Annotated in this window: 20 protein-coding genes and 1 pseudogene; 8 read left to right on the forward strand and 13 right to left on the reverse strand. The window is 68.6% G+C overall.

Features of this window, described 5'->3' with window-relative positions; genetic code table 11:
* The first annotated feature begins 4 nt into the window (after positions 1-4).
* Complete coding sequence (locus ACPP3B_RS07295) at positions 5-1,204, forward strand: threonine ammonia-lyase (protein WP_424858595.1); 1,200 nt, start codon at positions 5-7, stop codon at positions 1,202-1,204.
* A gap of 18 nt (positions 1,205-1,222) precedes the next feature.
* Here ACPP3B_RS07295 and ACPP3B_RS07300 read toward each other — a convergent pair whose 3' ends face one another.
* The 4 genes and pseudogenes from ACPP3B_RS07300 to ACPP3B_RS07315 all read right to left on the reverse strand — a co-directional run bounded on the left by ACPP3B_RS07300 (position 1,223) and on the right by ACPP3B_RS07315 (position 4,472).
* Positions 1,223-2,041 carry a TIGR00266 family protein gene (locus ACPP3B_RS07300; protein ID WP_299023006.1) on the reverse strand — a complete coding sequence of 273 codons (819 nt, stop codon included), beginning with the start codon at positions 2,039-2,041 and terminating at the stop codon, positions 1,223-1,225.
* Between the two features lie 173 nt (positions 2,042-2,214).
* Positions 2,215-2,825 (reverse strand): annotated as a pseudogene (locus tag ACPP3B_RS07305) (transposase); the annotation flags it as partial.
* Between the two features lie 61 nt (positions 2,826-2,886).
* A complete protein-coding gene (locus ACPP3B_RS07310; protein ID WP_299023000.1) occupies positions 2,887-3,636 on the reverse strand; it encodes an SPOR domain-containing protein in 750 nt (249 codons plus the stop codon).
* The gene (locus tag ACPP3B_RS07315) at positions 3,630-4,472 is read right to left on the reverse strand and encodes a biotin--[acetyl-CoA-carboxylase] ligase (protein WP_299022998.1); all 843 of its coding nucleotides are present in this window, start codon (positions 4,470-4,472) and stop codon (positions 3,630-3,632) included. The genes ACPP3B_RS07310 and ACPP3B_RS07315 overlap by 7 nt, the downstream gene beginning before the upstream one ends.
* A 158-nt stretch (positions 4,473-4,630) precedes the next feature.
* Here ACPP3B_RS07315 and ACPP3B_RS07320 point away from each other — a divergent pair, with 158 nt between their 5' ends.
* Complete coding sequence (locus ACPP3B_RS07320) at positions 4,631-7,333, forward strand: DNA topoisomerase III (protein ID WP_424858596.1); 2,703 nt, start codon at positions 4,631-4,633, stop codon at positions 7,331-7,333.
* A 26-nt stretch (positions 7,334-7,359) separates the two neighbouring features.
* On the forward strand, positions 7,360-8,016 hold the full coding sequence (locus ACPP3B_RS07325; RefSeq protein WP_299022995.1) for a glutathione S-transferase family protein: 657 nt from the start codon (positions 7,360-7,362) through the stop codon (positions 8,014-8,016).
* On the opposite strand, the gene ACPP3B_RS07330 is transcribed toward ACPP3B_RS07325, so the two are convergent.
* From ACPP3B_RS07330 to ACPP3B_RS07340, 3 genes are all read right to left on the reverse strand, one after another.
* The gene (locus ACPP3B_RS07330; RefSeq protein ID WP_299023005.1) at positions 7,995-9,392 is read right to left on the reverse strand and encodes a sensor histidine kinase N-terminal domain-containing protein; all 1,398 of its coding nucleotides are present in this window, start codon (positions 9,390-9,392) and stop codon (positions 7,995-7,997) included. The two genes, ACPP3B_RS07325 and ACPP3B_RS07330, sit on opposite strands and share 22 nt — an antisense overlap.
* 136 nt (positions 9,393-9,528) lie before the next feature.
* Entirely contained in the window at positions 9,529-10,203 is a 675-nt protein-coding gene (locus tag ACPP3B_RS07335) for a response regulator (RefSeq protein ID WP_299022993.1), read from the reverse strand.
* Positions 10,204-10,238: 35 nt separating this feature from the next.
* A complete protein-coding gene (locus tag ACPP3B_RS07340; protein WP_299022988.1) occupies positions 10,239-10,778 on the reverse strand; it encodes a MarR family winged helix-turn-helix transcriptional regulator in 540 nt (179 codons plus the stop codon).
* Positions 10,779-10,938: 160 nt separating this feature from the next.
* On the opposite strand from ACPP3B_RS07340, the gene recA reads away from it, so the two are divergent.
* The 3 genes from recA (at position 10,939) to ACPP3B_RS07355 (ending at position 14,821) form a co-directional block, all read left to right on the forward strand.
* Positions 10,939-12,012 (forward strand): recombinase RecA, encoded by a 1,074-nt coding sequence (recA, locus tag ACPP3B_RS07345; protein ID WP_299022987.1) that lies wholly within the window; start codon positions 10,939-10,941, stop codon positions 12,010-12,012.
* Positions 11,990-12,508 (forward strand): recombination regulator RecX, encoded by a 519-nt coding sequence (gene recX / locus ACPP3B_RS07350; RefSeq protein WP_424858597.1) that lies wholly within the window; start codon positions 11,990-11,992, stop codon positions 12,506-12,508. The genes recA and recX overlap by 23 nt, the downstream gene beginning before the upstream one ends.
* 138 nt (positions 12,509-12,646) lie before the next feature.
* Positions 12,647-14,821, forward strand: coding sequence for a methyl-accepting chemotaxis protein (locus ACPP3B_RS07355; protein ID WP_424858598.1), 2,175 nt, complete (start codon positions 12,647-12,649; stop codon positions 14,819-14,821).
* A gap of 24 nt (positions 14,822-14,845) precedes the next feature.
* Here ACPP3B_RS07355 and ACPP3B_RS07360 read toward each other — a convergent pair whose 3' ends face one another.
* From ACPP3B_RS07360 to rpmH, 6 genes are all read right to left on the reverse strand, one after another.
* Complete coding sequence (locus ACPP3B_RS07360) at positions 14,846-16,054, reverse strand: pyridoxal phosphate-dependent aminotransferase (RefSeq protein ID WP_424860163.1); 1,209 nt, start codon at positions 16,052-16,054, stop codon at positions 14,846-14,848.
* A gap of 44 nt (positions 16,055-16,098) precedes the next feature.
* On the reverse strand, positions 16,099-17,502 hold the full coding sequence (mnmE, locus tag ACPP3B_RS07365) for a tRNA uridine-5-carboxymethylaminomethyl(34) synthesis GTPase MnmE (RefSeq protein WP_424858599.1): 1,404 nt from the start codon (positions 17,500-17,502) through the stop codon (positions 16,099-16,101).
* 19 nt (positions 17,503-17,521) lie between these two features.
* On the reverse strand, positions 17,522-19,231 hold the full coding sequence (yidC, locus tag ACPP3B_RS07370; protein WP_424858600.1) for a membrane protein insertase YidC: 1,710 nt from the start codon (positions 19,229-19,231) through the stop codon (positions 17,522-17,524).
* The gene (gene yidD, locus ACPP3B_RS07375; RefSeq protein WP_299019149.1) at positions 19,228-19,488 is read right to left on the reverse strand and encodes a membrane protein insertion efficiency factor YidD; all 261 of its coding nucleotides are present in this window, start codon (positions 19,486-19,488) and stop codon (positions 19,228-19,230) included. Before yidD ends, yidC begins: the two co-directional genes overlap by 4 nt.
* A gap of 65 nt (positions 19,489-19,553) precedes the next feature.
* Positions 19,554-20,015, reverse strand: coding sequence for a ribonuclease P protein component (locus ACPP3B_RS07380; RefSeq protein WP_424858601.1), 462 nt, complete (start codon positions 20,013-20,015; stop codon positions 19,554-19,556).
* A 16-nt stretch (positions 20,016-20,031) separates the two neighbouring features.
* The gene (gene rpmH, locus ACPP3B_RS07385; protein ID WP_006299042.1) at positions 20,032-20,166 is read right to left on the reverse strand and encodes a 50S ribosomal protein L34; all 135 of its coding nucleotides are present in this window, start codon (positions 20,164-20,166) and stop codon (positions 20,032-20,034) included.
* A gap of 207 nt (positions 20,167-20,373) precedes the next feature.
* On the opposite strand from rpmH, the gene dnaA reads away from it, so the two are divergent.
* Positions 20,374-21,837 carry a chromosomal replication initiator protein DnaA gene (gene dnaA / locus ACPP3B_RS07390; RefSeq protein WP_424858602.1) on the forward strand — a complete coding sequence of 488 codons (1,464 nt, stop codon included), beginning with the start codon at positions 20,374-20,376 and terminating at the stop codon, positions 21,835-21,837.
* A 5-nt stretch (positions 21,838-21,842) separates the two neighbouring features.
* Positions 21,843-22,949, forward strand: coding sequence for a DNA polymerase III subunit beta (dnaN, locus tag ACPP3B_RS07395; protein WP_424858603.1), 1,107 nt, complete (start codon positions 21,843-21,845; stop codon positions 22,947-22,949).
* Position 22,950 lies beyond the last annotated feature (1 nt).

A 22,950-nucleotide genomic window follows, 5' to 3' on the forward strand; every position in this document is an offset into this window, starting at 1 on the left:
AACCATGATCGGTTTGTCAGATATCGAAGCGGCAGCCGCCCGCCTGGCTGGGCAGGTGCTGCAAACCCCGTGTCTGGAGTCGCGCACGCTGTCGCAGATCACGGGGGCGCAGGTCTACTTGAAGTTCGAGAACCTGCAGTACACCGCCTCGTTCAAGGAGCGCGGGGCGTTCAACAAATTGGCACAGCTCACACCCGAAGAGCGGGCACGCGGCGTGATCGCCATGTCGGCCGGCAACCACGCGCAAGGCGTGGCCTACCATGCGCAGCGCCTGGGCCTGCGCGCTGTCATCGTCATGCCGCGCTTCACGCCAGGGGTGAAGGTCGAGCGCACGCGCGGCTTTGGCGCCGAGGTGGTGCTGCACGGCGACACGCTGGAGGAGGCGCGCGCGCACGCGCGTACCCTGGCGGCCGAACAGGGCTTGACCTTCGTGCACCCCTACGATGACGATGCCATCATCGCCGGGCAGGGTACGGTGGGGCTGGAGATGCTGCGCGCCCAGCCCGAGCTCGACGTGTTGGCGATTGCCGTGGGCGGTGGCGGGCTGATCGGGGGCGTGGCGGCGGCGGCCAAGGCCATCAAGCCGGATATCGAGATCATCGGTGTGCAGACGCGGCGCTTCCCGGCCATGGTCAACGCCGTCACTGGTAGCCACTGGCCACAAGGGGCCAACACCATTGCCGAGGGCATCGCGGTGGGTGCGCCAGGTGAGCGCACGCTCGAGCTGGCGCAGCGCTACGTGGACGATTGGCTGCTGGTGGACGAGGAGGACATCGAGCAGGCCATCGTGCTGCTGCTCGAAATCGAAAAGACCCTGGTCGAGGGGGCCGGTGCGGCGGGCCTGGCAGCGGTGCTGCGGCACCCAGTCCGCTTTGCCGGGCGCCAGGTGGGATTGGTGCTGTGTGGCGGCAATATCGACCCGCTGTTGCTGGCCTCGATCATCGAACGCGGCATGGTGCGCGCAGGGCGGTTGGTGCGGCTGGTGGTGAGCACGCGTGACCTGCCAGGGCAGCTCGCGCGCATCGCCGCTGTGGTGGCCGAGGCCGGCGCCAACATCGACCAAGTGCACCACCAGCGTGCTTTTACTTTGCTGGCGGCGCAAAGCGTCGAGATCGAGCTGGTCCTTCAGACGCGCGGCCCGGCGCACGTGGAACAGGTGATGCAGGCGTTGCTTGCGGCGGGCTTCGAGGTGGCGCGCCATTGAGCGCTCGCCCAGCGCCCCTCAGTCGTGGCTGCCGTCACCGCCGATGACGCCGCCCAACAAGCCCCCCGCCGCAAAGCCACCCAGTATCGATCCCTCCTCGCGTCGGCCCCCCAGCTGCGGTGCGGCGGCAAATACACGGGACGCCAGGCGGGAGAATGGCAGGCTCTGCAACCAGACGCTGCCCGGCCCGCTGAGGCGGGCCAAAAACAGCCCTTCGCCGCCGAACAGCGCGGTCTTGATGCGGCCGACGTACTCAATGTCAAAGTCCACCTCGGCGGTGTATGCCACCACGCAGCCAGTATCCACGCGTAGCGATTGGCCCGCGGCCAGTTCGCGTCGCACCACCGTGCCGCCGGCGTGCACGAAGGCCAGCCCGTCGCCGTCCAGGCGTTGCATGATGAAGCCCTCGCCCCCGAAAAAGCCGACCGACAGCCGTCGCTGAAAGGCGATGCCGAGGCTGACGCCGCGCGCCGCACACAAAAAGCTGTCTTTCTGGCACACGAGCGTGCCACCGAGCGTGCGCAGGTCGATGGGCAATATCTTGCCGGGAAACGGCGCGGCGAAAGCGACACGCCGTTTACCGTTGGCCGTGTTGCTATATACCGTGGTGAACAGCGACTCGCCCGTGACCAGCCGCTTGCCCGCTCCCAGCAGTTTGGCAAACAGCCCGCCCTGTTGGGCGCTGCCATCGCCAAAGACCGTGTCCATGACGATGCCCTCGTCCATGAACATGAGGCTGCCGGCTTCGCCAATGGCGGCTTCGCCGGGATCGAGCTCGATCTCGACGAACTGCATCTCGGCGCCACGAATCTCGTAGTCGATGACGTCCATGCCCATGCGTAAGCGCTCCGCGGTGGTGACGCCGCAATGGTAGCGCCGACCGCGCAGTGCCGCGGGGGCGTCGTTCAAAGTCCAGCGCCGTCGAGCCGAACCCCATGGGGCTTATTTGGCGCACGACGCCAGTGCCCCGCTGTTGCGGGCGCGTTTATTGATCCGGCACGAATATGTCTTCAAGCCGCATATTGCACGATGGGGTCTTGGAAGTAGGCCCGAACGCGCTGCGGGTTGGCCTCGATGAACTGCATGTGCTGCTCGGCGGCGGCGCGCAGCTTGGGTCTGGTGCGCGCGGGCACCTTGGTGCCGATGGCGTGCTTCAGGTCGGCGTTGAGCCGCTCGTCCGGGTTGAGCTCGGGGCTGTAGCTGGGCAGGTCAAACACCTCGATGTCGGCCACGTGCTCGGCCAGCCACGCCTTGACGGGCTTGCAGTGATGCACGCCCAGGTTGTCCAGGATGAGGAAGACCTTCTTACCCAGCCTGCGGCCATCGCGGACGAGTGCCTCGAAGAACTCGACGAGCCGCTCGTGGTTGAAGGCCCCGTCGATGATCATCCAGTTGGCGCGGCCCTGGTTGGTGACTGCCCGCCGCGCGCACCGACAGCTTGAGCCCGCACAGCTGCTCGGGGCGCTTGTCGCAGGATCGTGCGGCGCACCGCCGGGTAGCTCAGCCCTGTGAGTTCCACGATGGCCATCACGCCGTAGCCCTTTCGGTGCAGCCGAACGACTTGCTTGCGCCGTTCGTGAAGTTGCTCAAGCTTCTGGTAACGAGCGTCTTCCTTGTCCGTATACGGTCGACGCGGATGGGCTCGAAACGTTCAATTTTCATGGTGCCGGATCAATAGGGCCTTACGGGCACGCGGTCAGCGAGCTTCCCGCCGGGCCCAGCGCCGCCTGCAGCTGCTCGCGCTCGGCTTCGGTCAAATCGGGCCAGCGCAACGTCAGCACGCGCGTGGCGGGGCGCTCCTGCACCACACGGGCGTCGCGCACGCCTTGTCGTTGCACGTCCAGCAGCGCCTTACGCGCGGCCTCTTCGCTGGAGTAGGTGCCCAGCGCCAGCCCCGGCGCCAGCGCGGGGGCGTTGACGTCGCGATACTCGACGCCCGCCTGGCGCAGCTCGGCGCGGCGGCGCTGCAGCGCCTCGGCAGTCGGAAACTTGCCCACATAGACGATCCAGCGCTCGGGCAGCGTCGCTGTTTGTTCGGTGTGGCGTCCGCGCAGGCCGGCGGTGGTCTCGGCGCTGCGCTGCAGTGCCTCGGCTTGCGCCGGCGGCAGGGCCGCCAATTGCCAGCAGCGCCGCACGGCTGCCGGGCGTGTCGCAGTTGCCGCAGGCTCCGCGGGTGGGGGTGGTCCGTCTTCTTCGTCCTGCACAGTGGGGGCCGACGCGTCGGGGTCGTCCGACACCGATGGGTCTGTCAGCGTGTGAGCGGGGCTGCCAGGGGGATTGAGCAGCCGCAGCCGCTCGGGCTCCACCTGTTGCGCCAGGCGCTGGCGATCCGACGTCCCGGCGCGTTCCGGCGCGTCGCCCCACTCGCCGTGGCGCCAGCCCCACAGGGCGGCATTGGCCAGCAGCAGCACCAAAACCAGCAACCTCAGCATGGCCGCACGCTCACCTCTCCCTGTTGCACGCGACGCACGCCATCTGGGGTGCGCAGGCGCAGCGCGCCGTCGGCATCCACGCCGTCGGCGATGCCCTCGCCACCGTCGCTCGTGCGCACGCGCTGGCCGCGCAGTGCATCGCGCGCCGCGTAGCGCGACTGTAGCGGCGCAAACCCCGCGCGCTCGAAGTCCTGCACCGCCTGCAGCGTGGCTGCCCCGACACGGGCCAGCCAATGGCCGATGTCGTGCGCCGGGTGCCCGCCTTCGCGCGGCAGCGCCTCCAGGCCGATCGGGGGCAGCGCGTCTGCGGGGGCATCGGGCGGCAGCCGCGGCGTGGCCAGGTTGAGACCGATGCCGATGACGGCGTAGCGCGACGCGGGCCGCGCCGGGTCGATGGGGGCGGTTTCGATCAGAATGCCGCCCAGTTTGCGCCCTTGCCAGCACAGGTCGTTGGGCCATTTGAGCTGCACGGCGGGGTCGAGCGCCTCGGCGACGGCCACCCCCACCGCCAGCGACAGCCCCGCCCAGTCGGCAGGCGCCAGCGGCAGCCCGATGGACAGTGCCAGCGATGCGCCCGGCACCGTGACCCAGGACCGGCCCAAGCGGCCGCGACCGGCGCTCTGCGATGCGGCGGCCAACACCACCGGGTCGGTCTGGCCGGCGCGCGCGCGGCGCATCAGCTCGGCATTGGTGGAGTCGATCGTCGGCACGACCTCGACCGCCAGCCCGGGCCACCAGGGCGCGAGGGACTGCCACAGGGCTTGCGCCCCGCCCTCCAAGCGGGCGAGCGCGGCGGCAGTGGCCGGGGCATCGGGCGCGGGTGTCGGGGTGGGCATGGCGAGTGTGGGTGGGCGCGTGCGGTTGGGCCGGGCTGGTTCGGGGCGAAAGTTTGCTAAGGTAGCTGTGTGGGCGCGCATGCGTGCGCGCGCGAGGCGCAGGGCCCCCTAAGGTCCTCCGCCGCGCGGCACGGCACGCCCGAACGCATTGTAGAGACATGAGCCCAACCGCCAACCCTTCCGCTGCCGCTACCGGCAAGACGCTCGTCATTGCCGAAAAGCCCTCCGTCGCGCTCGACATCGTGCGCGCCCTCACCCCTGTCAGTGGCAAATTCGACAAGCACGAGGATTACTACGAAAACGACCGCTACATCGTCACCTCGGCAGTGGGCCACCTGCTGGAGATCGCCGCGCCCGAGGCGTACGACGTCAAGCGCGGCAAGTGGAGCTTTGCGCACCTGCCGGTGATCCCGCCGCATTTCGAGCTCAAGCCCATCGACAAGACCAAAGCGCGCCTCAACGCCGTGGTCAAGCTGGCGCGGCGCAAGGACGTCACCACGCTGGTCAATGCTTGCGACGCGGGGCGCGAGGGCGAGCTCATCTTTCGGCTCATCGAGCAGTACGCCGGAGGCACCGACAAGGCCGGCAACCCCAAGCCGCTGGGCAAGCCCGTGCAGCGCCTGTGGCTGCAGTCGATGACGCCACAGGCCATCCGCGAGGGTTTCGAGCAATTGCGCAGCGACGAGCAAATGCGGCCCCTCGCCGACGCGGCTCGCAGCCGCTCCGAGGCCGATTGGTTGGTCGGCATCAACGGCACGCGCGCCATGACGGCGTTCAACTCGCGCGACGGCGGGTTTTTCCTGACCACGGTGGGTCGGGTGCAGACGCCGACGCTGGCCATCGTGGTCGAGCGCGAGGAGCAGATCCGCCGCTTCGTGGCGCGCGATTATTGGGAGGTGCACGCCACGTTTGCCGCGCAAGCCGGCACCTACCCGGGGCGCTGGTTCGACCCGGCGTTCCGCAAGCCGCAGGGCGATGCCGCCGACCCTGAGCGCAAGCCCGAACGGCTGTGGACCGAGGCCGAAGCGCGCGCCATCGCCGACGCGGTGCGCGGCCGCCCCGCGCAGGTCAGCGAGGAGTCCAAGCCCACCACCCAGGCCTGCGGCCTGCTGTACGACTTGACCAGCCTGCAGCGCGAAGCCAACGGGCGCTTCGGCTTTTCCGCCAAGACCGCGCTCGCGCTGGCGCAGAGCTTGTACGAGAAACACAAGGCGCTGACCTACCCCCGTACCGACTCGCGCGCGCTGCCCGAGGATTATCTGGGCACGGTCCGCCACACGCTGGAAGTGCTGGCCGACAGTCCCTTGGCGCATCTGGCGCCGCACGCGCGCACTGCGTTGCAGCAGGGCTATGTGCGGCCGACCAAGCGCGTGTTCGACAACACCAAGGTCAGCGACCACTTCGCCATCATTCCCACGCCGCAGGTGCCGCAGGGCTTGAGCGAAGCCGAGCAAAAGCTCTACGACCTGGTGGTGCGGCGCTTCATCGCGGTGTTTTATCCGCCGGCCGAGTTTTTGGTCACGACCCGCATCACCCAGGTGCCCGTAGAGGGGGCCACGCACCACTTCAAGACCGAGGGCAAGGTGCTGGTCAAACCGGGCTGGATGGCGGTTTACGGCAAAGAGGCGGCCGAAGACGTCGAGGGTGCGCGCGCCGGTGACAAGGGCCAGCCGCTGGTGCCGGTGCAGCCAGGTGAGACCGTGCGCACCGAAGACGCGCGCATCGACGCCCGCCAGACCCGACCACCGGCACGCTACACCGAAGCCACGCTGCTGGCCGCCATGGAGGGTGCGGGCAAGATGGTGGACGACGAGGAGCTGCGCGCCGCCATGGCCGACAAGGGGCTGGGTACGCCCGCGACGCGTGCGGCCATCATCGAGGGGCTGCTGGCCGAGAAATACCTGCTGCGCGAAGGGCGCGAGCTGGTGCCGACGCCGAAAGCGTTCCAGCTCATGACTCTGCTGCGCGGGCTGGGTGTGGAGGAGCTCTCGCGCCCCGAGCTGACGGGGGAATGGGAGCACAAACTCTCGCTCATGGAGCGCGGTCAGCTCAGCCGCGAGGCCTTCATGCGCGAGATCGCCGCCATGACCGAGCGCATCGTGCGCAAGGCCAAAGAATACGACCGCGACTCCGTGCCCGGCGACTACGCCACGCTGCGCTCGCCGTGTCCGCAGTGCGGCGGCGTGGTGAAGGAAAACTACCGCCGCTATGCCTGCACGGGTGCCGACGGCCAGGGGCCGGGCTGCGGGTTTTCGCTACCCAAAGCGCCGGGCGGGCGCGTCTTGGCGCCCGAGGAAGTCGAGACCCTGCTGCGCGAGCACCGCATCGGGCCACTGGAGGGCTTTCGCTCCAAAGCGGGCTGGCCCTTCAGCGCCGAGCTGACCGTGGTGCCCGACGCCAGCGGCCAGTGGAAGCTGGAGTTCGACTTCGGTGACGAGGACAACGGCGACGACGGCGAACTGGTCGATCTGGCGGGCCGCGAGGCGCTGGGGCCCTGTCCCAAGTGTGGCAGTCCCGTGGTGGAACATGGCAGCCAGTACGTCTGCAGCCGCGCGGTGCCGACGCCCGAGCAGCCAACCCCCAGCTGCGACTTCAAGAGCGCCACCACCATCTTGCAGCAGCCCATCGCGCGCGAGCAAATGGCCAAGCTGCTGGCCACCGGCCGCACCGACTGGCTGGAAGGGTTCGTCTCGAACCGCACGCGCCGCCCGTTCAAGGCGGCGCTGGTGTGGGACGCCGAGGCGGGGAAGGTGAACTTCGCCTTCGAGCCACGCGAGGGCGGCCGTGCATCGGCTCGCCGTGCCGGTACGCGCACCGGCGCTCGCGCCACGGCCACCCGCCGCACTGCCCCCAAACGCTGATCCACCCCACGGTAGGAGACCTGCCCATGAGCCTGAAACTGTATTACGCCCCCGGTGCCTGCTCGTTCGTGCCGCACGCCGCGCTGGAGCTGGCCGGTGCCGCCTACGAACCCGTGCTCGTCAAGCTGCACAAGGGCGAGCACCAGACGCCCGAATTCCTCGCCCTCAACCCGCGCGGTCAGGTGCCGGTGCTGGTCGATGGCGAGGCGGTGGTGACGCAAATCATCGCGATCGCGCTGTATCTGGAAGCACGCTTTCCACAGGCGGGCCTGTTGCCGCTGCAGGGGCTGGCGCGCACGCGCGCGATCGAGACGCTGGCGTGGATGAACAACACCGTGCATCCGACCTTCACGCACGTGTTCATGCCGCACAAGTTTGCCGACGACGCGGCCGCGCAGGCCGCCGTCAAGGCGCGCGCGCTGGGGGCGTATCAGGCGCTGCTGCAGGAGCTCGAGGCGCTGGTGGCTGCGCGTAGCGAGCCGTGGCTGGGCGGCGCCCAGCCTGGTGTGCTCGACGCCTATGCGTTGACCCTGCTGCGCTGGGGCGGGTTTGCGGGCATCGACCCCACCACGCTGCCGCAGACCTGGGCGCTGTCGCAGGCGTTGGCGGCCTTGCCGGCGGTGGCGCGCGTCATCGAGCGCGAGCGGTTACAGCTCAACGTTTACCGGCCCACGGCTGCCTGAAACCGCACCGATACCCGCAGGCCGCGCGTTTGCGGGCGGCTCGGGTCGGCGTCGTCCATCTCGAGGGTGGCGCCGTGTTGGCGCACGATCTCGTGCACGATGGCCAACCCCAGGCCCGATCCGTCCACGTTGGTGCCCAGCGTCCGGTAAAACGGTGCCAATACCCGCTCGCGCTCCGCCGGTGGGATGCCGGGGCCGCTGTCTTCTACCTGTAGAATCTGCACCCCGCTGAAGGGGTCGGTCAGTACGCGCACGGTCACCACGCCGGCGCGCGGTGTGTAGCGCAGGGCGTTGTCGGCCAGGTTGCGCACCAGCTCGGCCAGCAGCGTCGGGTTGCCCCACAGGCGCACCGGGGGCAGGCTGGCGGTGGGCTCGGCGGGCAACGTCTCGAAGCCCAGGTCGATCGCCTTGTCCATCGCCAGCGGCACGAGTTCTTCCACCACCTCGCGCGCGACCGCCGCCAGATCGACCGGCTCGCGCGGCAACGCGCGCCCCGCGGCTTCGGCCCGCGCCAATGCCAGCAACTGGTTGACCGTGTGCGTGGCGCGCACGCTGGAGGTGGCGATCTGCCGCAGCGAGCGCTCGACATCATCGCCCACCCCGGCGGGCAGGAGCTTTTGCGCCATCTCGGCCTGCATGCGCAGGCCCGCCAGCGGCGTTTTGAGCTGGTGCGCGGCGTCGGCCAGAAAGCGTTTCTGGTTCGATAACGTGACCTTGAGGCGCTGCAGCAAGTCGTTGATCGACGACACCAGCGGCGCCACCTCCTGCGGTACGTGCTCGTCGTCGATCGGACTCAGGTCGTCCGGGCGGCGCGCACGGATGCGGCGCTCCAGCTCGCTCAAGGGCCGGATGCCGTGTACCAGTGCCAACCACACCAGCAGCACCGCCAGTGGCAGGATGATGAACTGCGGCACCATCACGCCTTTGATGATTTCGGTCGCCAGCTTGGAGCGCTTGCCGCGCGTCTCGGCCACCTGCATCAGCACGATATGGTCGCGCGCCGGACCGCGCGCGAGCCAGGTGTAGGCCACGCGCACGTCCTCGTCGCGGATCACGTCGTCGCGCAGCCGAATGTCGCCTGGCCGAGGGGTGTCCGTCTCGGGGGGCGGCGGAAAAGCCGGGTCGCCACTGACCAGACGCCCGTCGCGATCGAGCACTTGATAGAAGACCAGATCGGTGTCGTCGGCGCGCAGCAGGTCGCGCGCCTGCGGGGTGAGGGCGAACTCGGCGCGACCGCCCTCGACCGTGACGAACTGCGTGAGCGCCTGCAGGTTGAACTCCAGCGCCCGGTCGTAAGGCCGGTTGGCGATGCCCTGCGCCACGAACCACGTCAGCCCCAGCGACAGCGGCCACAGCAGCAGCAGCGGCGTGAGCATCCAATCGAGGATCTCGCCGAACAGGCTATGTTGCTCGCGCTGGAACAAGCCGCGCCACGGCCGAGTGGGGCTAGCCGGACGCGCTGGTGCCGCGGCCGCCTGCGCCACAGGCGGCGTATCGAGGTCGGGCCGGGCCTCACTGGGGGATCTTTTCAAGGCAGTACCCCAGCCCGCGCACGGTGGCGATGCGGATCGGGCCGCGTTCGATTTTTTTGCGCAGGCGGTGGATGTAGACCTCGATGGCGTTGTTGCTGACCTCGTCGCCCCACTCGCACAGGCGTTCGACGAGTTGCTCTTTGCTCACCAGCCGCCCGGCGCGCTGCAGCAGCACCTCCAGCAGGCTCAGCTCACGCGCCGACAGTTCGATCATCTTGCCATCGATGCTGGCCACCCGCCCCGCCTGGTCGAAGGTCAGCGGGCCGTGCTGGATGATGCTCGAGGCGCCGCCGTTGCCGCGCCGCACCAGCGCGCGCACGCGCGCCTCCAGCTCCGCCAGCGCAAACGGCTTGGCCATGTAGTCGTCGGCACCCAAGTCTAGGCCCCTCACGCGGTCCTCCACGCTGTCGGCTGCCGTCAGGATCAGCACGGGCAGGCGCGAGCCGCGCGCGCGCAGCCGCTTGAGCACGTCCAGGCCACCCATTCCGGGCAGCCCCAGGTCCAGAATCAACAGATCGAAGCCGTCGTGCATCAAGAGCGCGGCGTCGGCCTCGTCGCCGCTGGCGACGTGATCCACCGCGGCGCCGGCCGCGCGCAGCGTGCGCAGCAGGCCGTCGGCCAACACCTGGTCGTCTTCGGCGATGAGGATGCGCATGGCGGGTCTCCCTGGGGTGCAACGGAGGTGGGGGGTCAGGGCGAGCGCTCTCGCGGCAAACGATTGTAGGCTGCCTCGGGCGCACGTCCATCCCCTTCGGCATACGCCTCCAGCCCCAGGGCCACGACGGCGGCCACCGGGTCGCCGACGGCGGCGCGAAATTCGGCTTCGGCTTGCTCGACCGCGCGCCGAAACGCGTGCAGCCAATCCAGCCCCGTCGGGGTAAAGACGATGCGGCGCGCGCGTCCGTCCAGTGGGTCGGGCTCGCGGCGCACCAGGCCCCAGGCCTCGCATTGGTCGACCAAGTCGCCCATGGCCTGCTTGGTCATGCCGGCGCTGTCGGCCAATTGGGTCAGCCGGGCGCCGCCCAGCGGCAGGTGGCGCGTGATGTGGATGATGGCCGCGCCGATCTGGGCACGCGCCGCCAGGTTCGACAGCGCCAGCGGCGCTTGCGGCGAGTGCGCCATCAGCCACAGCACACGCTCGTCGAAGCGGCGCAGCGCGTGGCCGAGCAGGCGGCCCAAGTGGGTGACGCGCCAGCGCTCGTCGGGGCCGAAAGAAGGCTTCGAGGACACGTCGCAAATAGTAACGTAAACTGACCAAAAAATCGAGAAAAACTTGGGATTGCCCCGCTACACTGGCGTCCATGCACCGACCGCACACGCTGTCAGACGATCTGACGGTAGGGAGGGCGGTGCGGTTTCCACCCCTGTCACACCCTCTCGAGGAGTTCCCATGAACGCTGCCACCCGTACCCCCGATCCCGACAAGGCCAAGGCCCTGCAAGCCGCGCTGGCCCAAATCGAAAAACAGTTCGGCAAGGGCACCATCATGCGCCTGGCCGAGGGCGAGAAGGTCGAAGACATCCAGGTGGTGTCCACCGGCTCGCTGGGGCTCGATTTGGCGCTGGGCGTGGGCGGCCTGCCGCGCGGGCGCGTCATCGAGATCTACGGTCCCGAGTCGTCGGGCAAGACGACGCTGACGCTGCAAGTCATCGCCCAGATGCAAAAGCAAGGTGGCATCTGCGCCTTCGTCGATGCCGAGCACGCGCTGGACGTGCAGTACGCACAAAAGCTCGGCGTCGATCTGTCCAACCTGCTGATCAGCCAGCCCGACACGGGCGAGCAGGCGCTGGAGATCGTCGACAGCCTGGTGCGCTCCGGCGCGGTCGATCTGATCGTGGTGGACTCGGTGGCGGCGCTCACGCCCAAGGCCGAAATCGAGGGCGACATGGGCGACAGCCTGCCGGGCCTGCAGGCGCGCCTGATGAGCCAGGCGCTGCGCAAGCTGACGGCCACCATCAAGAAGACCAACTGCATGGTCATCTTCATCAACCAGATCCGCATGAAGATCGGCGTCATGTTCGGCAGCCCCGAGACGACGACGGGCGGCAACGCGCTCAAGTTCTACGCCTCGGTGCGCATCGATATCCGCCGCACCGGCTCCATCAAAAAGGGCGAAGAGGTCATTGGCAGCGAGACCAAGGTCAAAGTGGTCAAAAACAAAGTGGCGCCGCCGTTCAAGACCGCCGATTTCGACATCCTCTACGGCGAGGGCATCAGCCGCGAGGGCGAGATCGTCGATCTGGGCGTGCAGCACAAGGTGATCGAAAAATCCGGCGCCTGGTATGCCTACAACGGCGAAAAAATCGGCCAGGGTCGCGAGAACGCGCGCGAGTTTTTGAAGGAAAACCCAGACCTGGCGCGCGAAATCGAAAACAAAATCCGCGCTGCGGTGGGCGTGGCCGCACTGCCCAGCGTGGATGTGGACGAGGCCATCGATCCCGATGTGGCGTTCGACGAAGCGTGACGTGGGCGGCGATGAGGGGTCTGCGCCCGCCGCTGGCCCGAGCCTGAAAGCGCGTGCCTTGCGCCTGCTGGCTCGGCGCGACTATACCCGCGCCGAGCTGGCGCAGCGGCTGGCCCCTCATGCACCGGGGTCGGCCGCGCTGGACGCGCTGCTCGACGAATGCGAGGCGCGCGGCTGGCTGGACGAGCAGCGCGCCGCCGAGTCACACCTGCGGCGCCGCGCCGGGCAATGGGGCGCTGCGCGGGTACAGGCCGAGCTGCGCGCCCGCGGCGTGAGTGACGACACACTGCAGGCCGCCAGCGACGCCCTGCGCGCCACCGAGGCGGAGCGCGCGCTCGCCGTCTGGCAGCGCCGGTTCGGCGCGCCGCCCGCGGATGCTGCTGAGCGCGCGCGCCAGATGCGCTTTTTGGCGGCGCGCGGCTTTGCGAGCGACGTGGTGCGGCGCGTCGTGCCGGGGGTGGTGGGCCAGGCCACGGCTGGCGACGAAGGGCACTGAAGCGACCGCCCCCGGCTGTCGACCGTCATCGGAATCGGCTATCCTTTCATCCACAGGGTTCGTCGCCGCGCGCCGTCACCCGTTTCGGTTTATGGCGCGGCCGACGGAGACGATCCCCGGATCACTCAGGTCACTGCCATGCGCGTCAATCTGCCCGTCACCCAAAATCGCTTCGACTTTCCGCCTGACCAGACGCTGATTTCGGTCACGGACGTCAAAGGCCGCATCACTTACGCCAACAACAATTTCGTCGCCGTCAGCGGTTTCACGCGCGACGAGCTGCTGGGCCAGCCGCACAACATCGTGCGCCACCCGGACATGCCGATGGAGGCATACCGGGACATGTGGCAGACCATCCTGAACGAGGGACGCCCGTGGACCGCCATCGTCAAAAATCGGCGCAAGAATGGCGACCACTACTGGGTGCGTGCCAACGCCACGCCGGTGCGCGAGGGCGAGCAGATCGTGGGCTTTCTGTCCGTGCGCACCAAGCCCACGGAGGCCGAGATCGAGGCTGCGCAGGCGCTCTACGCCCGCATGCGTGCAGAGGAAGAGGCGGGGCGGCCGTTGACCTACCGGCTGCAAAACGGCGAAGTCGTGCGCAATGCCTGGTGGGCGAAAGCGTGGCGCACCTTGCGCCCGGGGCTGGCAGGGCGGGTCGTGTGGGGCAGCGCCGTCTGCGCCACGATGCCCTTGGCCTTGCTTGTCTGGCTGGCGGCGGGTGGCATGCCCGTCGCGCAGGCGGCGGGTTGGGCAGGCGCGCTGGCGGTCGCTTTGATCGGTGCCGTGGCCGCGCTCGTGCGCATCGAGTTCGTGCAGCCCCTGCGCCGCATCGCGCGCCAGGCCGAGCACCTGGCCGCCGGTGACCTGGTCGAGCCGGTGGTCGTCGATACGCGCGACGAGATGCGTCGCATCCAACTGTCGCTGCAGCAGGTCGAGGTTGGCGTGCGTACCGTGGTACGCGACATTCGGCACGAGGTCGCCAACCTGCGCGGTGGCACGCAAGAGATCGCGGCGGGCAACCAAGACCTGTCGCACCGCACCGAAAACGCGGCCTCCAGCTTGGAGCGCACCGCTGCCTCGATGGAGGAAATCAACGGGACCACGCAGGAGACGGCGCGTCTGGCCGGTGAGGGTGTGCAACTGGTGCAGCAGACGCAGGTGCTCGCGGCCCAGGGGGCTACGGCAGTCGGCAGCATGGCCGACACGATGCGTGGCATCACCGAGTCGTCGCAGCGCATCACCGATATCATCCAGGTCATCGAGGGCGTGGCATTCCAGACCAACATCCTGGCGCTCAACGCCGCGGTAGAAGCCGCGCGTGCCGGCGAGGCCGGGCGTGGCTTTGCCGTCGTGGCCAGCGAGGTGCGCGCGCTCGCGCAGCGCACCGGCGAGGCGGCCAAGCAGATCCGCCAGCTCATCACCGAGTCGCGCGAGCGGGTGCTCGCCGGCGATGCGCGTGCGGCCGAGGCGGCCGCCAACGTGCAGCAGGTGCAGCAAGCGGTCGAGCGCGTGGCGCGTGTGCTGGAAGATATCCACCACTCGGCACGCGAGCAGTCTGCCGGCGTGGGTCAGATCGCGGAGGCGTTGGCCAATCTGGATTCGATCACGCAGCAAAACGCCGCCATGGTCGAGGAACTGGCGGCAGCGGCCATATCGTTGGACGAGCAGGTGCAAACCGTGCACGGTACGATCCGGGTCTTCCGCCTCACGCCCAAGGACAAGCTGCTGGTGCACGAGGACGCGACCCAGCTGCGCAAAGCGGCCGCCGCCCGGTTGGACGTCGACCATCTGGACTTCGACGCTGCCATCAAGGCGCACCAGCAATGGCGCATCAAGCTGCGCAATGCCATTCTCAAGGGGGAGAAGCTCGACGTTGCCACCATCCGGCGCGACGACTGTTGTGCGGTGGGCAAGTGGATCTACGGTGGTGGTGGCCGCCAGTACGGACAGTTGCCGCTATTTTCCACGCTCGTCGAACAGCACAAACAATTCCATCTGGAGACCGGGCGCATCGCCGAGTTGGTCAACGCCGGCAAGATGGACGAGGCCAACCGGCTGTTGCAGGGCGAGTCCCCCTTCATCCGCGCCGGGCGCGCCGTGGTCGATACGCTGCAAAAGCTCAAAGCCGCGGTGCAGGGTGCGGCCAAGTCCGCCGCGCTCCAGACCCAACGCGCGGGTCAGGCCGTGGCCCGGCTGGCGGCACCCGCGGCAGCCGCTGCGCCGGCGACCCCGAAAGCCGCGAAGGCAGCGGCGCCTGGCCCCAAGTCCGCGGCGCCTGCGGCGGCCGACGACGAGTGGGAGACGTTTTGAACCGCGCGGGGTGAGCGCGAAGCGTTACCCCAGCCAACGCCGCAGTCGATCCAGGGCTTCTTCCAGATCGGCCGGGGCGGTGGCCAGCGAAAAGCGCACGAAGCGCCCACCGTCGGCCTGCCCGAAATCGGCACTGGGCGTGGCCACCACTTGGGTGTGGGTCAGCATCGCGCGCACCAAGGCTTGGCTGTCGGGCACGCCGGCGCGGGCCAGCCAGGCGCTGCCATCGGCCCAGACGTAAAACGCCCCGTCGGGCCATACCGGTACACCCCAGCCCATCGCTTGCAGCGCGGGCACGACGGCGTCGCGCCGCTGTGCGTACGCCGCGCGGCGGCGCTCGTATTCCTGCAGCACCTCGGGCTCGAAGCACGCCAGCGCCGCGTGTTGCGCCACCGCGTTGGCGCAGATGTAGTGGTTTTGCGCCAGCCGCTCCACCACCGGCACCAGCGCCTCGGGCAGCACCAGCCAGCCCAGGCGCCAGCCGGTCATGCCAAAGTATTTGGAAAAGCTGTTGACGCTGATGACATCGTCGCCCCATGCCAACGCCGTCTGGCGGTAGCGGGGATCGAACGACAGGCCCAGGTAGATTTCATCGACCACCAGCGCCCCGTGGCGCTGGCGCACGAGGTCCAGCACTGCTTGCAGTTCCGCGGGTTCGATCGAGGTGCCGGTGGGGTTGGCCGGGGTGGCCAGCATGACGCCGCGCGTGCGCGGCCCCCAGGCCCGGGCCAGCGCCGCGGCCGTGGGCTGGAAGCGGTGGGCAGCGTCGGTGGCCAGCCCCCGCGGGGTCACGCCCAGGCTGGCCAGGATCTGCCGGTTGCACGGGTAGCACGGGTCGGGCAGCAGTACCTCGTCGCCCGTGTCGAACAATGCGAGCACTGCGAGTTGTAAGCCAGCCGAAGCACCCGCCGTGATGGCAATGCGCCGCGCCGGCACGTCGACGCCAAAGTGCTGCGCGACCCAATCGGACAGCCGCTCCCGCAGCGCGGGCAGCCCGAGCGCGGGCGTGTATTGCGTGCGCCCGTCGCGCAGCGCGCGTTCGGCCGCGGCGCGCACCGGCTCGGGCGCCACGAAGTCGGGCTCGCCGATGTTGAGATGCAACAGGCGCGGTGATCCCGCGGGCAGCCGGGCCGCCAGCGCGGCGGCCTCCTCGGCCACCTGCATCACCAGAAACGGGGCCACGGCCTGGGCGCGCGCGCTGGGGCGGGGAGGATTCACGGATGACAGTGGCATGGGGCGCGGGGTCAGGGTGTCGTGGCGCAAGCACGCGATCATGTTCATTTGCCGATGCAAAAGCGCGCAAAAATCTCGCCCAGCAGGTCGTCGGCGCCGAAGGCGCCGGTGATACGGCCCAGCGCCTCTTGCGCCAGGCGCAATTCCTCGGCCAGCAATTCCAGCGCGGGTGCAGGGCCATCCAGCAGCTGCTGCGCCGTGCGCAGGTGCGCACCGACGTCCTGCAATGCCTGCACGTGGCGCTGCCGGGCACTGAACAGCCCTTCGGCCGTCTGGGCGGAGTAGCCCACCGCGTGCAGCAAGCGCTGCCGCAGGGTGTCCAGTCCCAGGCCCGAGCGGGCGGAGACCGCCACACCCTCCGCCCCGGGGGGCAGGGGGGCCACGTCGGCCTTGTTCCAGACGTGGAGTACAGGCACACGGGCAGGCAGGCGCGCGGCGATGGCGGCATCGGCCTGTGCGTACGCAGGGTCGGTGGCCCGGGTCAGGTCGTGCACGAACAGCACCGCGTCGGCGCGCTCGATCCGATTCCACGCGCGCGCGATGCCGATACGCTCCACGTCGTCCACCGCGTCGCCCTCGCGCAGGCCGGCGGTGTCGATCACGTGCAGCGGCACGCCCTCGATCTGGATCGCTTGTTGCAAGACGTCACGCGTGGTGCCGGCGATAGGGGTGACGATGGCCACCTCGGCTTGCGCCAGCGCGTTGAGCAGTGAGCTTTTGCCCGCGTTGGGCTGGCCCGCGATGACCACGTGCAGCCCCTCGCGCAGCAGCGCGCCTTGCCGGGTGTGGGACAGCACGTCAGCCAGGCGTGCCTGCAGGCGTGCCAGTTGGCCTGCAACGTCGGCTTGCCGGATGAAATCGATCTCTTCTTCCGGGAAGTCGAGTGTCGCTTCCACCCCCATGCGCAGGTGCACCAGGTCGTCGCGCAGTGCGTGCACCGCCCGCGAAAACGCTCCGTCCAGCGAGCGTGCGGCGCTGCGGGCCGCTGCCTCCGTGCTGGCGTCGATCAGGTCGGCCACCGCCTCGGCCTGGGCCAGGTCGAGCTTGCCATTGAGGAAGGCGCGCTCCGTAAATTCACCCGGTTGCGCCACGCGCAGGCCCGGCAAGCGAGCGGCACCATGCGCGGGGTCGGCTTCGGCGGCGGCTTGCAAGCAGCGCTGTAGAAGCAGCTGCAGCAGCACGGGGCCACCGTGGGCCTGCAGCTCCAACACATCCTCGCCGGTGTAGGAGTGGGGAGCCGGAAACCACAGCGCGATGCCGTGGTCCAGCGCTTGGCCGTCGGCATCCAAAAACGGCCCGTAATGGGCATGGCGCGGCTTCAAGGGGCGGCCACACAGGGGCTGGTGCAGCGCCTGCAAGCCGCGCCCGGACAGGCGCACGATACCCACCGCACCCCGCCCCGGTGCGGTGGCGACGGCGACGATGGGCTCGTGGTGCCGCGGCAGCATGGGGAGCGCGCCGCCCGGTTTATTGGGCCGACTTGAAGTTGGGCAGGTGCAGCCGCAGCGGCACGCCCATGCGGTGGTTGATGTACGCCTGTTGCGCGATGGTCAGCACGTTGTTGACGATCCAGTACAACACCAGACCGGCCGGGAAGAAGAAGAACATCACGCTGAATACCAACGGCATGAGCCACATCAGCTTGGCTTGCAGTGGATCTGGCGGCAGCGGGTTGAGCGCGGTTTGGATGACGGTGGTCAGCGTCATCACCAGCGGCAGCACGTAGTACGGGTCGGGCGAAGACAAGTCGACGATCCAGCCCACCCAGGGCGCGTTGCGCATCTCCACGCTGGCCAGCAGCACCCAGTACAGCGCGATGAAGACGGGGATCTGCACCAGGATGGGCAAGCAGCCGCCCAGCGGGTTGACCTTTTCCTCGCGGTACAGCCGCATCATCTCTTGCTGCATGAGCTGCGGGTTATCCTTGAGGCGCTCGCGCATCTCCATGATGCGCGGGTTGATGGCCTTCATCTTGGCCATGCTGCGGTAGGCGCTGGCGTTGAGCCAATAAAACGCCGCCTTGATCAGCACCACCAGCAGCACGATGGCCCAGCCCCAGTTGCCGACCAGGCCGTGGATTTTTTCCAGCAGCCAGTACAGCGGTTTGGCCAGTATGGTCAGCCAGCCGTAGTCTTTCACCAGCTCCAGGCCAGGCGCGATGCGCTCGAGCACTTTTTCCTCTTGCGGACCGACGTAGAGTTGCGCCGGGAGGGTTTGCGCCGCGCCAGGGGGCACCGTCAGCGTGGGCCCAATCTGGCCCACGGCGTACAGGGCGTCGACTTTGCGCACGAAGTTTTCGCGCTCGGTGCCCGAAGGCAGCAGCCATGCGCTGAAAAAGTAGTGTTGCACCATGGCCACGTAACCATCGCTGGCCTGGCGCTGGATGTCGATTTTGCCCTTGTCGATGTTGGCGAATTCGACCTTTTGGTACTTCGCGGCGTCGCTGTACACCGCGGGGCCGGTGAAGGTGGTGTAGAACGGCGTTTCGCTGTCCGCTTTGCGCCCGTCGCGCACCAGTTGTTGATAGACGCGCACGGCTGCCGGCGCCGTACCCACGTTACGCACCTCGTGCTGCACGTCGATCAGGTAGCTGCCGCGCTGCAGCGTGTACGTCTTGGCCAGCACCACGCCCCCATGAGGATCGGACTCGAAGCGCAGCACCAGCCGGTCTTGTCCGTCGGCCAGCGCCAGCGCGTCAGGCGACGGCTCGACCAGCCGCATCGGCGTCTTGTGCGTGGGCAGGCCCGCCTGCCCCACCAGTCCGGTCTGGGCCACGTAGGTGCGGCCACCCTCGGTTGTGAGCAGCGTCAGCGGGGTGAAGGATTTTTGCAGCGCGCGCCCCGTTTCGGTGGCGTGGCGCAGCAGCCGTGCGCCCACCAGCGAGGCGCCTTCGCTGTCGATGGTCAGCTCGAAGACGTCGGTGCGCACCGTGTGGCGCTCACGCGGGATGGGTGCCGGTGCGGCCACGGCCGCCGGACCATCGGTGGGGGCGGCGGTAGCGGTTGGGGTGGGTACCCCCGTGTCGGTGGGGGGCTGCGCAGGGCGTGCCGTGGCGGTCGGCTGGCTGCCGGGGAAGAACGTGGCGGGCTGCCCGTTGTAGATCTGCCAGCGGTCCCACAGCAGAATCATCGAGAAACCAAAAATCACCCACAGGATGGATCGCCGAATGTCGCTCATGAGGCAGGGGGGTGTCGAAGAAAACCGAACAAACGGGGGCGGGCATCCGGTACCGGATCGTGCCCACCCGCGCACCAGGGGTGACAGCGCAGCAAGCGGCGCGCCGCCAAATAGCTGCCGGCTGCAGCACCGTGGCGCTGCAGCGCCTCCAACGCATAGGCCGAGCAGCTGGGCGTGAAGCGGCAGCTCGAGCCCAGCCAGGGACTGAGCAACAGCCGATAGCCTAGCACGAGCCCGACGAGCACGCGCTGCGGCAGCGCCGCGCAGCCCTGCAGCACGCGCCGCCACGCAGCGGTTGGACGGGCAGACGTGGGCCGAGTCGTCATGAACGGGGTGCCGAGGCGTGGCCGAGCGCCGCGAGCCGCTGGCGCAGGCGTGGGCCGAGCAGTTGTCGAAGCTCCAGCCGCGCCGCACGGCGCAGCGCCGCCGACGTCGCGCTGGGGAAGTCGGTGGGGGCAAACGCGCGTTTGAGTCGCACCACCCAGGCCCCCGGCGGCAGCGGCAGTTCGCGCTCGGCGGCGACCACTTGACGCTTGAGGGCGTTGCGCGTGACCGCGCGCCGCGCCCAGCGCTTTGGGATGACGACGCCCAGCCATGCCGATTCGCCCGGGAAGAGCGGTCTTCCGTGCGCGTCCGCCAACCCGGCGGTGGGCACGCCGTGCAGCGCGAAGTGCGCGGACTGCACCACGGCTGGGGTGCCGAGCACGGCCTGAAACTGGGCGCGCCGCCGAATGCGCTGCGTCGGCAAGCCCCGTGGCGTCATCGGCACGGGTGATGCGGGCACCGGCGTGCCGATCGCGTCAGACGGCCAGGCGCTTGCGACCCTTGGCGCGGCGCGCGTTGATGACGGCACGGCCGCCACGGGTCTTCATGCGAACCAGAAAGCCATGGGTACGTGCGCGACGGATTTTGGAGGGTTGATAGGTGCGTTTCATGGTGACGGGCCCAAAAGTAGTCCGACAAGCCAACTGGCTCGACAAAACCCTAAATTATGGCAAAAACCGGCTGGATTGCCAATGGCCGCCAGGCGGATCGGCGATCGGGGGTGTGGGCTTGGCCGTGCACAGGCGGGCACCAGGCCCGGCGCTGGCGTGTGGATAACTGGCCGCGGACGGCTACAATGGGGGCTTTGTCTGGCACCCATGAGCTCACCGCGTTCCCTCACCGATGCGAACGCCGCCGCCCCGCGGGCGGCTGCCTGCGCCGCGCCCGACTTGTGGACGGCGTGCGTCGAGCGGCTCAGCCAGGAGCTGCCCGTGCAACAGGTCAACACCTGGATTCGACCCTTGGTCGCACGGGTGTCTGACGATGGCGCGCGCGTCACGCTGGCGGTGGCCAACCGCTTCAAGATGGATTGGGTGCGCGCCCAGTATGTGGGCAAGATCGGCGCCGCGCTGCAGGCGATCGCGGGGCATCCGGTCGCGGTCGAGCTGGTTTTGGCGCCGCGCGAGGGGCCGACGGTGGTGCGTGCGCCCGCAGCGCCCGCCCGCCACGGCGGGGCGGCCGCCGCCAGTGTCACCCGCACGGACGCGGCGCTGCCCGAGCTGCCACCCGAGCCGGCCACCGAGCCCGCGCCGCCCGATCCAGGGCACCGGCTCAACCCGGCGCTGACGTTTGCGACGCTGGTGGAGGGGTCGGCCAACCGCATGGCGCGCGCCGCGGCCATGCACGTGGCCGCCAGCCCGGGCCAGCTCTACAACCCGCTGTTCATCTACGGCGGTGTGGGCCTGGGCAAGACGCACTTGGTGCACGCCATCGGCAACCAGTTGCTGGCCGAGCGGCCCGAGGCCAAGGTGCTCTATATCCACGCCGAGCAGTTCGTCTCGGACGTGGTCAAGTCCTACCAGCGCAAGACGTTCGACGCCTTCAAGCAGCGCTACCACAGCCTGGACCTGCTGCTGATCGACGATGTGCAGTTCTTCGCCAACAAAGACCGCACACAGGAGGAGTTTTTCAACGCCTTCGAGGCGCTGCTGGCGAAGAAGAGCCACATCGTGATGACCAGCGACACCTACCCCAAAGGGTTGACGGACATCCACGAGCGACTGGTCTCTCGCTTCGACTCGGGGCTGACGGTGGCCATCGAGCCGCCGGAGCTGGAGATGCGCGTGGCGATCCTGATCAGCAAGGCGCAGGCCGAAGGCGTCGCACTGCCGGAGGACGTGGCGTTTTTCGTCGCCAAGAACGTGCGCTCCAATGTGCGCGAGCTCGAGGGTGCGCTGCGCAAGATCCTGGCCTATTCGCGCTTCAACCACAAGGAAATTTCGATTGCGCTGGCGCGCGAGGCGCTCAAGGATTTGCTGAGCATCCAAAACCGCCAGATCAGCGTCGAGAACATCCAAAAGACGGTGGCCGACTTCTACAAGATCAAGGTCGCCGACATGTACTCCAAAAAGCGTCCCGCCAACATTGCGCGGCCGCGCCAGATCGCCATGTATCTGGCCAAGGAGCTCACACAAAAGAGCCTGCCCGAGATCGGCGAGCTCTTCGGTGGACGTGACCACACCACGGTGCTGCACGCGGTGCGCAAGATCGCCGCCGAGCGCCAGACCCAGCCCGAACTCAACCAGCAACTCCACGTGTTGGAGCAGACCCTGAAAGGCTGATACGCATGATCGTCTTGCAAGCGACCCAGGAACGGCTGCTCGCGGCCCTGCAGGCCGTGGCTGGCATCGTCGAGCGCCGCCACACCCTGCCCGTGCTCGCCAATGTGCTGATTCACCACGCGGGGGCCGCGACCCAGCTCACCACCTCCGACCTGGAAATCCAGATCCGCACCACGGCCGATCTGGGCGGCGACGACGGCCAGTTCGCCACCACGGTCGGGGCGCGCAAGCTGATCGACATTCTGCGCACGCTGCCCGCGGACCAGAAGGTGACGCTGGAGTCCGCCGGGGGGCGGCTGCTGCTCAAAGCGGGCAAGAGCCGCTTCACCCTGCAGACGCTGCCGGCCGAGGACTTTCCGCTGGTGCAGGAGTCGCCCACCTTTGGCCCGGCGTTCTCGGTGCCGCAAAAGGTGCTCAAGGCGCTGCTGGGGCAGGTGTCGTTCGCCATGGCGGTGCAGGACATTCGCTACTACCTCAACGGCATTCTGTTCGTCGCCGAGGGGCGCCAGCTCACCCTCGTGGCCACCGACGGCCACCGGCTGGCGCTGGCCAGCGCCGCGCTGGATGTGGACGTGCCCAAGCAGGAGGTGATCCTGCCGCGCAAGACGGTGCTGGAGCTGCAGCGGCTGCTGTCGGACCAGGACGGCGCGATCGAGATGCGCTTTGCCGCCAACCAAGCCAAGTTCAGCTTCGGCGGCATGGAGTTCGTCACCAAGCTGGTGGAGGGCAAGTTCCCCGACTACAACCGCGTGATCCCGCGCGCGCACCGCAATGTGATCGTGCTGGGCCGCGCGCCGCTGCTGGCCAGCCTGCAGCGCGCCGCCATCATGACCAGCGACAAATTCAAGGGCGTGCGCCTGCACCTGGAGCCCGGGCTGCTGCAGGTGGCGGCCAACAACGCCGATCAGGAGGAGGCGGTCGACGAGCTGGACATCGAGTACAGCGGCGACGTCATCGACATCGGCTTCAACGTCAGCTACCTGATCGAGGCGTTGGCCAACATGGGGCAGGACCTGGTGCGCATCGAGCTGCAGGACGGCAACTCCTCGGCCCTGGTCACGATCCCCGACGACGACCGCTTCAAGTACGTCGTCATGCCGATGCGCATCTGAA

Source organism: Tepidimonas sp. HKU77, assembly GCF_049728535.1.
Taxonomy (GTDB): Bacteria; Pseudomonadota; Gammaproteobacteria; order Burkholderiales; family Burkholderiaceae_C; genus Tepidimonas.

Coding starts and splice junctions, on each gene's coding strand:
- rpmH (WP_006299042.1), bottom strand. CDS start 20,166: ATGAAACGCACCTATCAACCCTCCAAAATCCGTCGCGCACGTACCCAT.
- dnaN (WP_424858603.1), top strand. CDS start 21,843: ATGATCGTCTTGCAAGCGACCCAGGAACGGCTGCTCGCGGCCCTGCAG.
- recX (WP_424858597.1), top strand. CDS start 11,990: ATGTGGCGTTCGACGAAGCGTGACGTGGGCGGCGATGAGGGGTCTGCG.
- yidC (WP_424858600.1), bottom strand. CDS start 19,231: ATGAGCGACATTCGGCGATCCATCCTGTGGGTGATTTTTGGTTTCTCG.
- ACPP3B_RS07335 (WP_299022993.1), bottom strand. CDS start 10,203: ATGCGCATCCTCATCGCCGAAGACGACCAGGTGTTGGCCGACGGCCTG.
- ACPP3B_RS07355 (WP_424858598.1), top strand. CDS start 12,647: ATGCGCGTCAATCTGCCCGTCACCCAAAATCGCTTCGACTTTCCGCCT.
- ACPP3B_RS07295 (WP_424858595.1), top strand. CDS start 5: ATGATCGGTTTGTCAGATATCGAAGCGGCAGCCGCCCGCCTGGCTGGG.
- ACPP3B_RS07320 (WP_424858596.1), top strand. CDS start 4,631: ATGAGCCCAACCGCCAACCCTTCCGCTGCCGCTACCGGCAAGACGCTC.
- ACPP3B_RS07360 (WP_424860163.1), bottom strand. CDS start 16,054: ATGCCACTGTCATCCGTGAATCCTCCCCGCCCCAGCGCGCGCGCCCAG.
- mnmE (WP_424858599.1), bottom strand. CDS start 17,502: ATGCTGCCGCGGCACCACGAGCCCATCGTCGCCGTCGCCACCGCACCG.
- ACPP3B_RS07300 (WP_299023006.1), bottom strand. CDS start 2,041: ATGGGCATGGACGTCATCGACTACGAGATTCGTGGCGCCGAGATGCAG.
- dnaA (WP_424858602.1), top strand. CDS start 20,374: ATGAGCTCACCGCGTTCCCTCACCGATGCGAACGCCGCCGCCCCGCGG.
- ACPP3B_RS07325 (WP_299022995.1), top strand. CDS start 7,360: ATGAGCCTGAAACTGTATTACGCCCCCGGTGCCTGCTCGTTCGTGCCG.
- ACPP3B_RS07310 (WP_299023000.1), bottom strand. CDS start 3,636: ATGCTGAGGTTGCTGGTTTTGGTGCTGCTGCTGGCCAATGCCGCCCTG.
- ACPP3B_RS07330 (WP_299023005.1), bottom strand. CDS start 9,392: ATGCTCACGCCGCTGCTGCTGCTGTGGCCGCTGTCGCTGGGGCTGACG.
- ACPP3B_RS07315 (WP_299022998.1), bottom strand. CDS start 4,472: ATGCCCACCCCGACACCCGCGCCCGATGCCCCGGCCACTGCCGCCGCG.
- recA (WP_299022987.1), top strand. CDS start 10,939: ATGAACGCTGCCACCCGTACCCCCGATCCCGACAAGGCCAAGGCCCTG.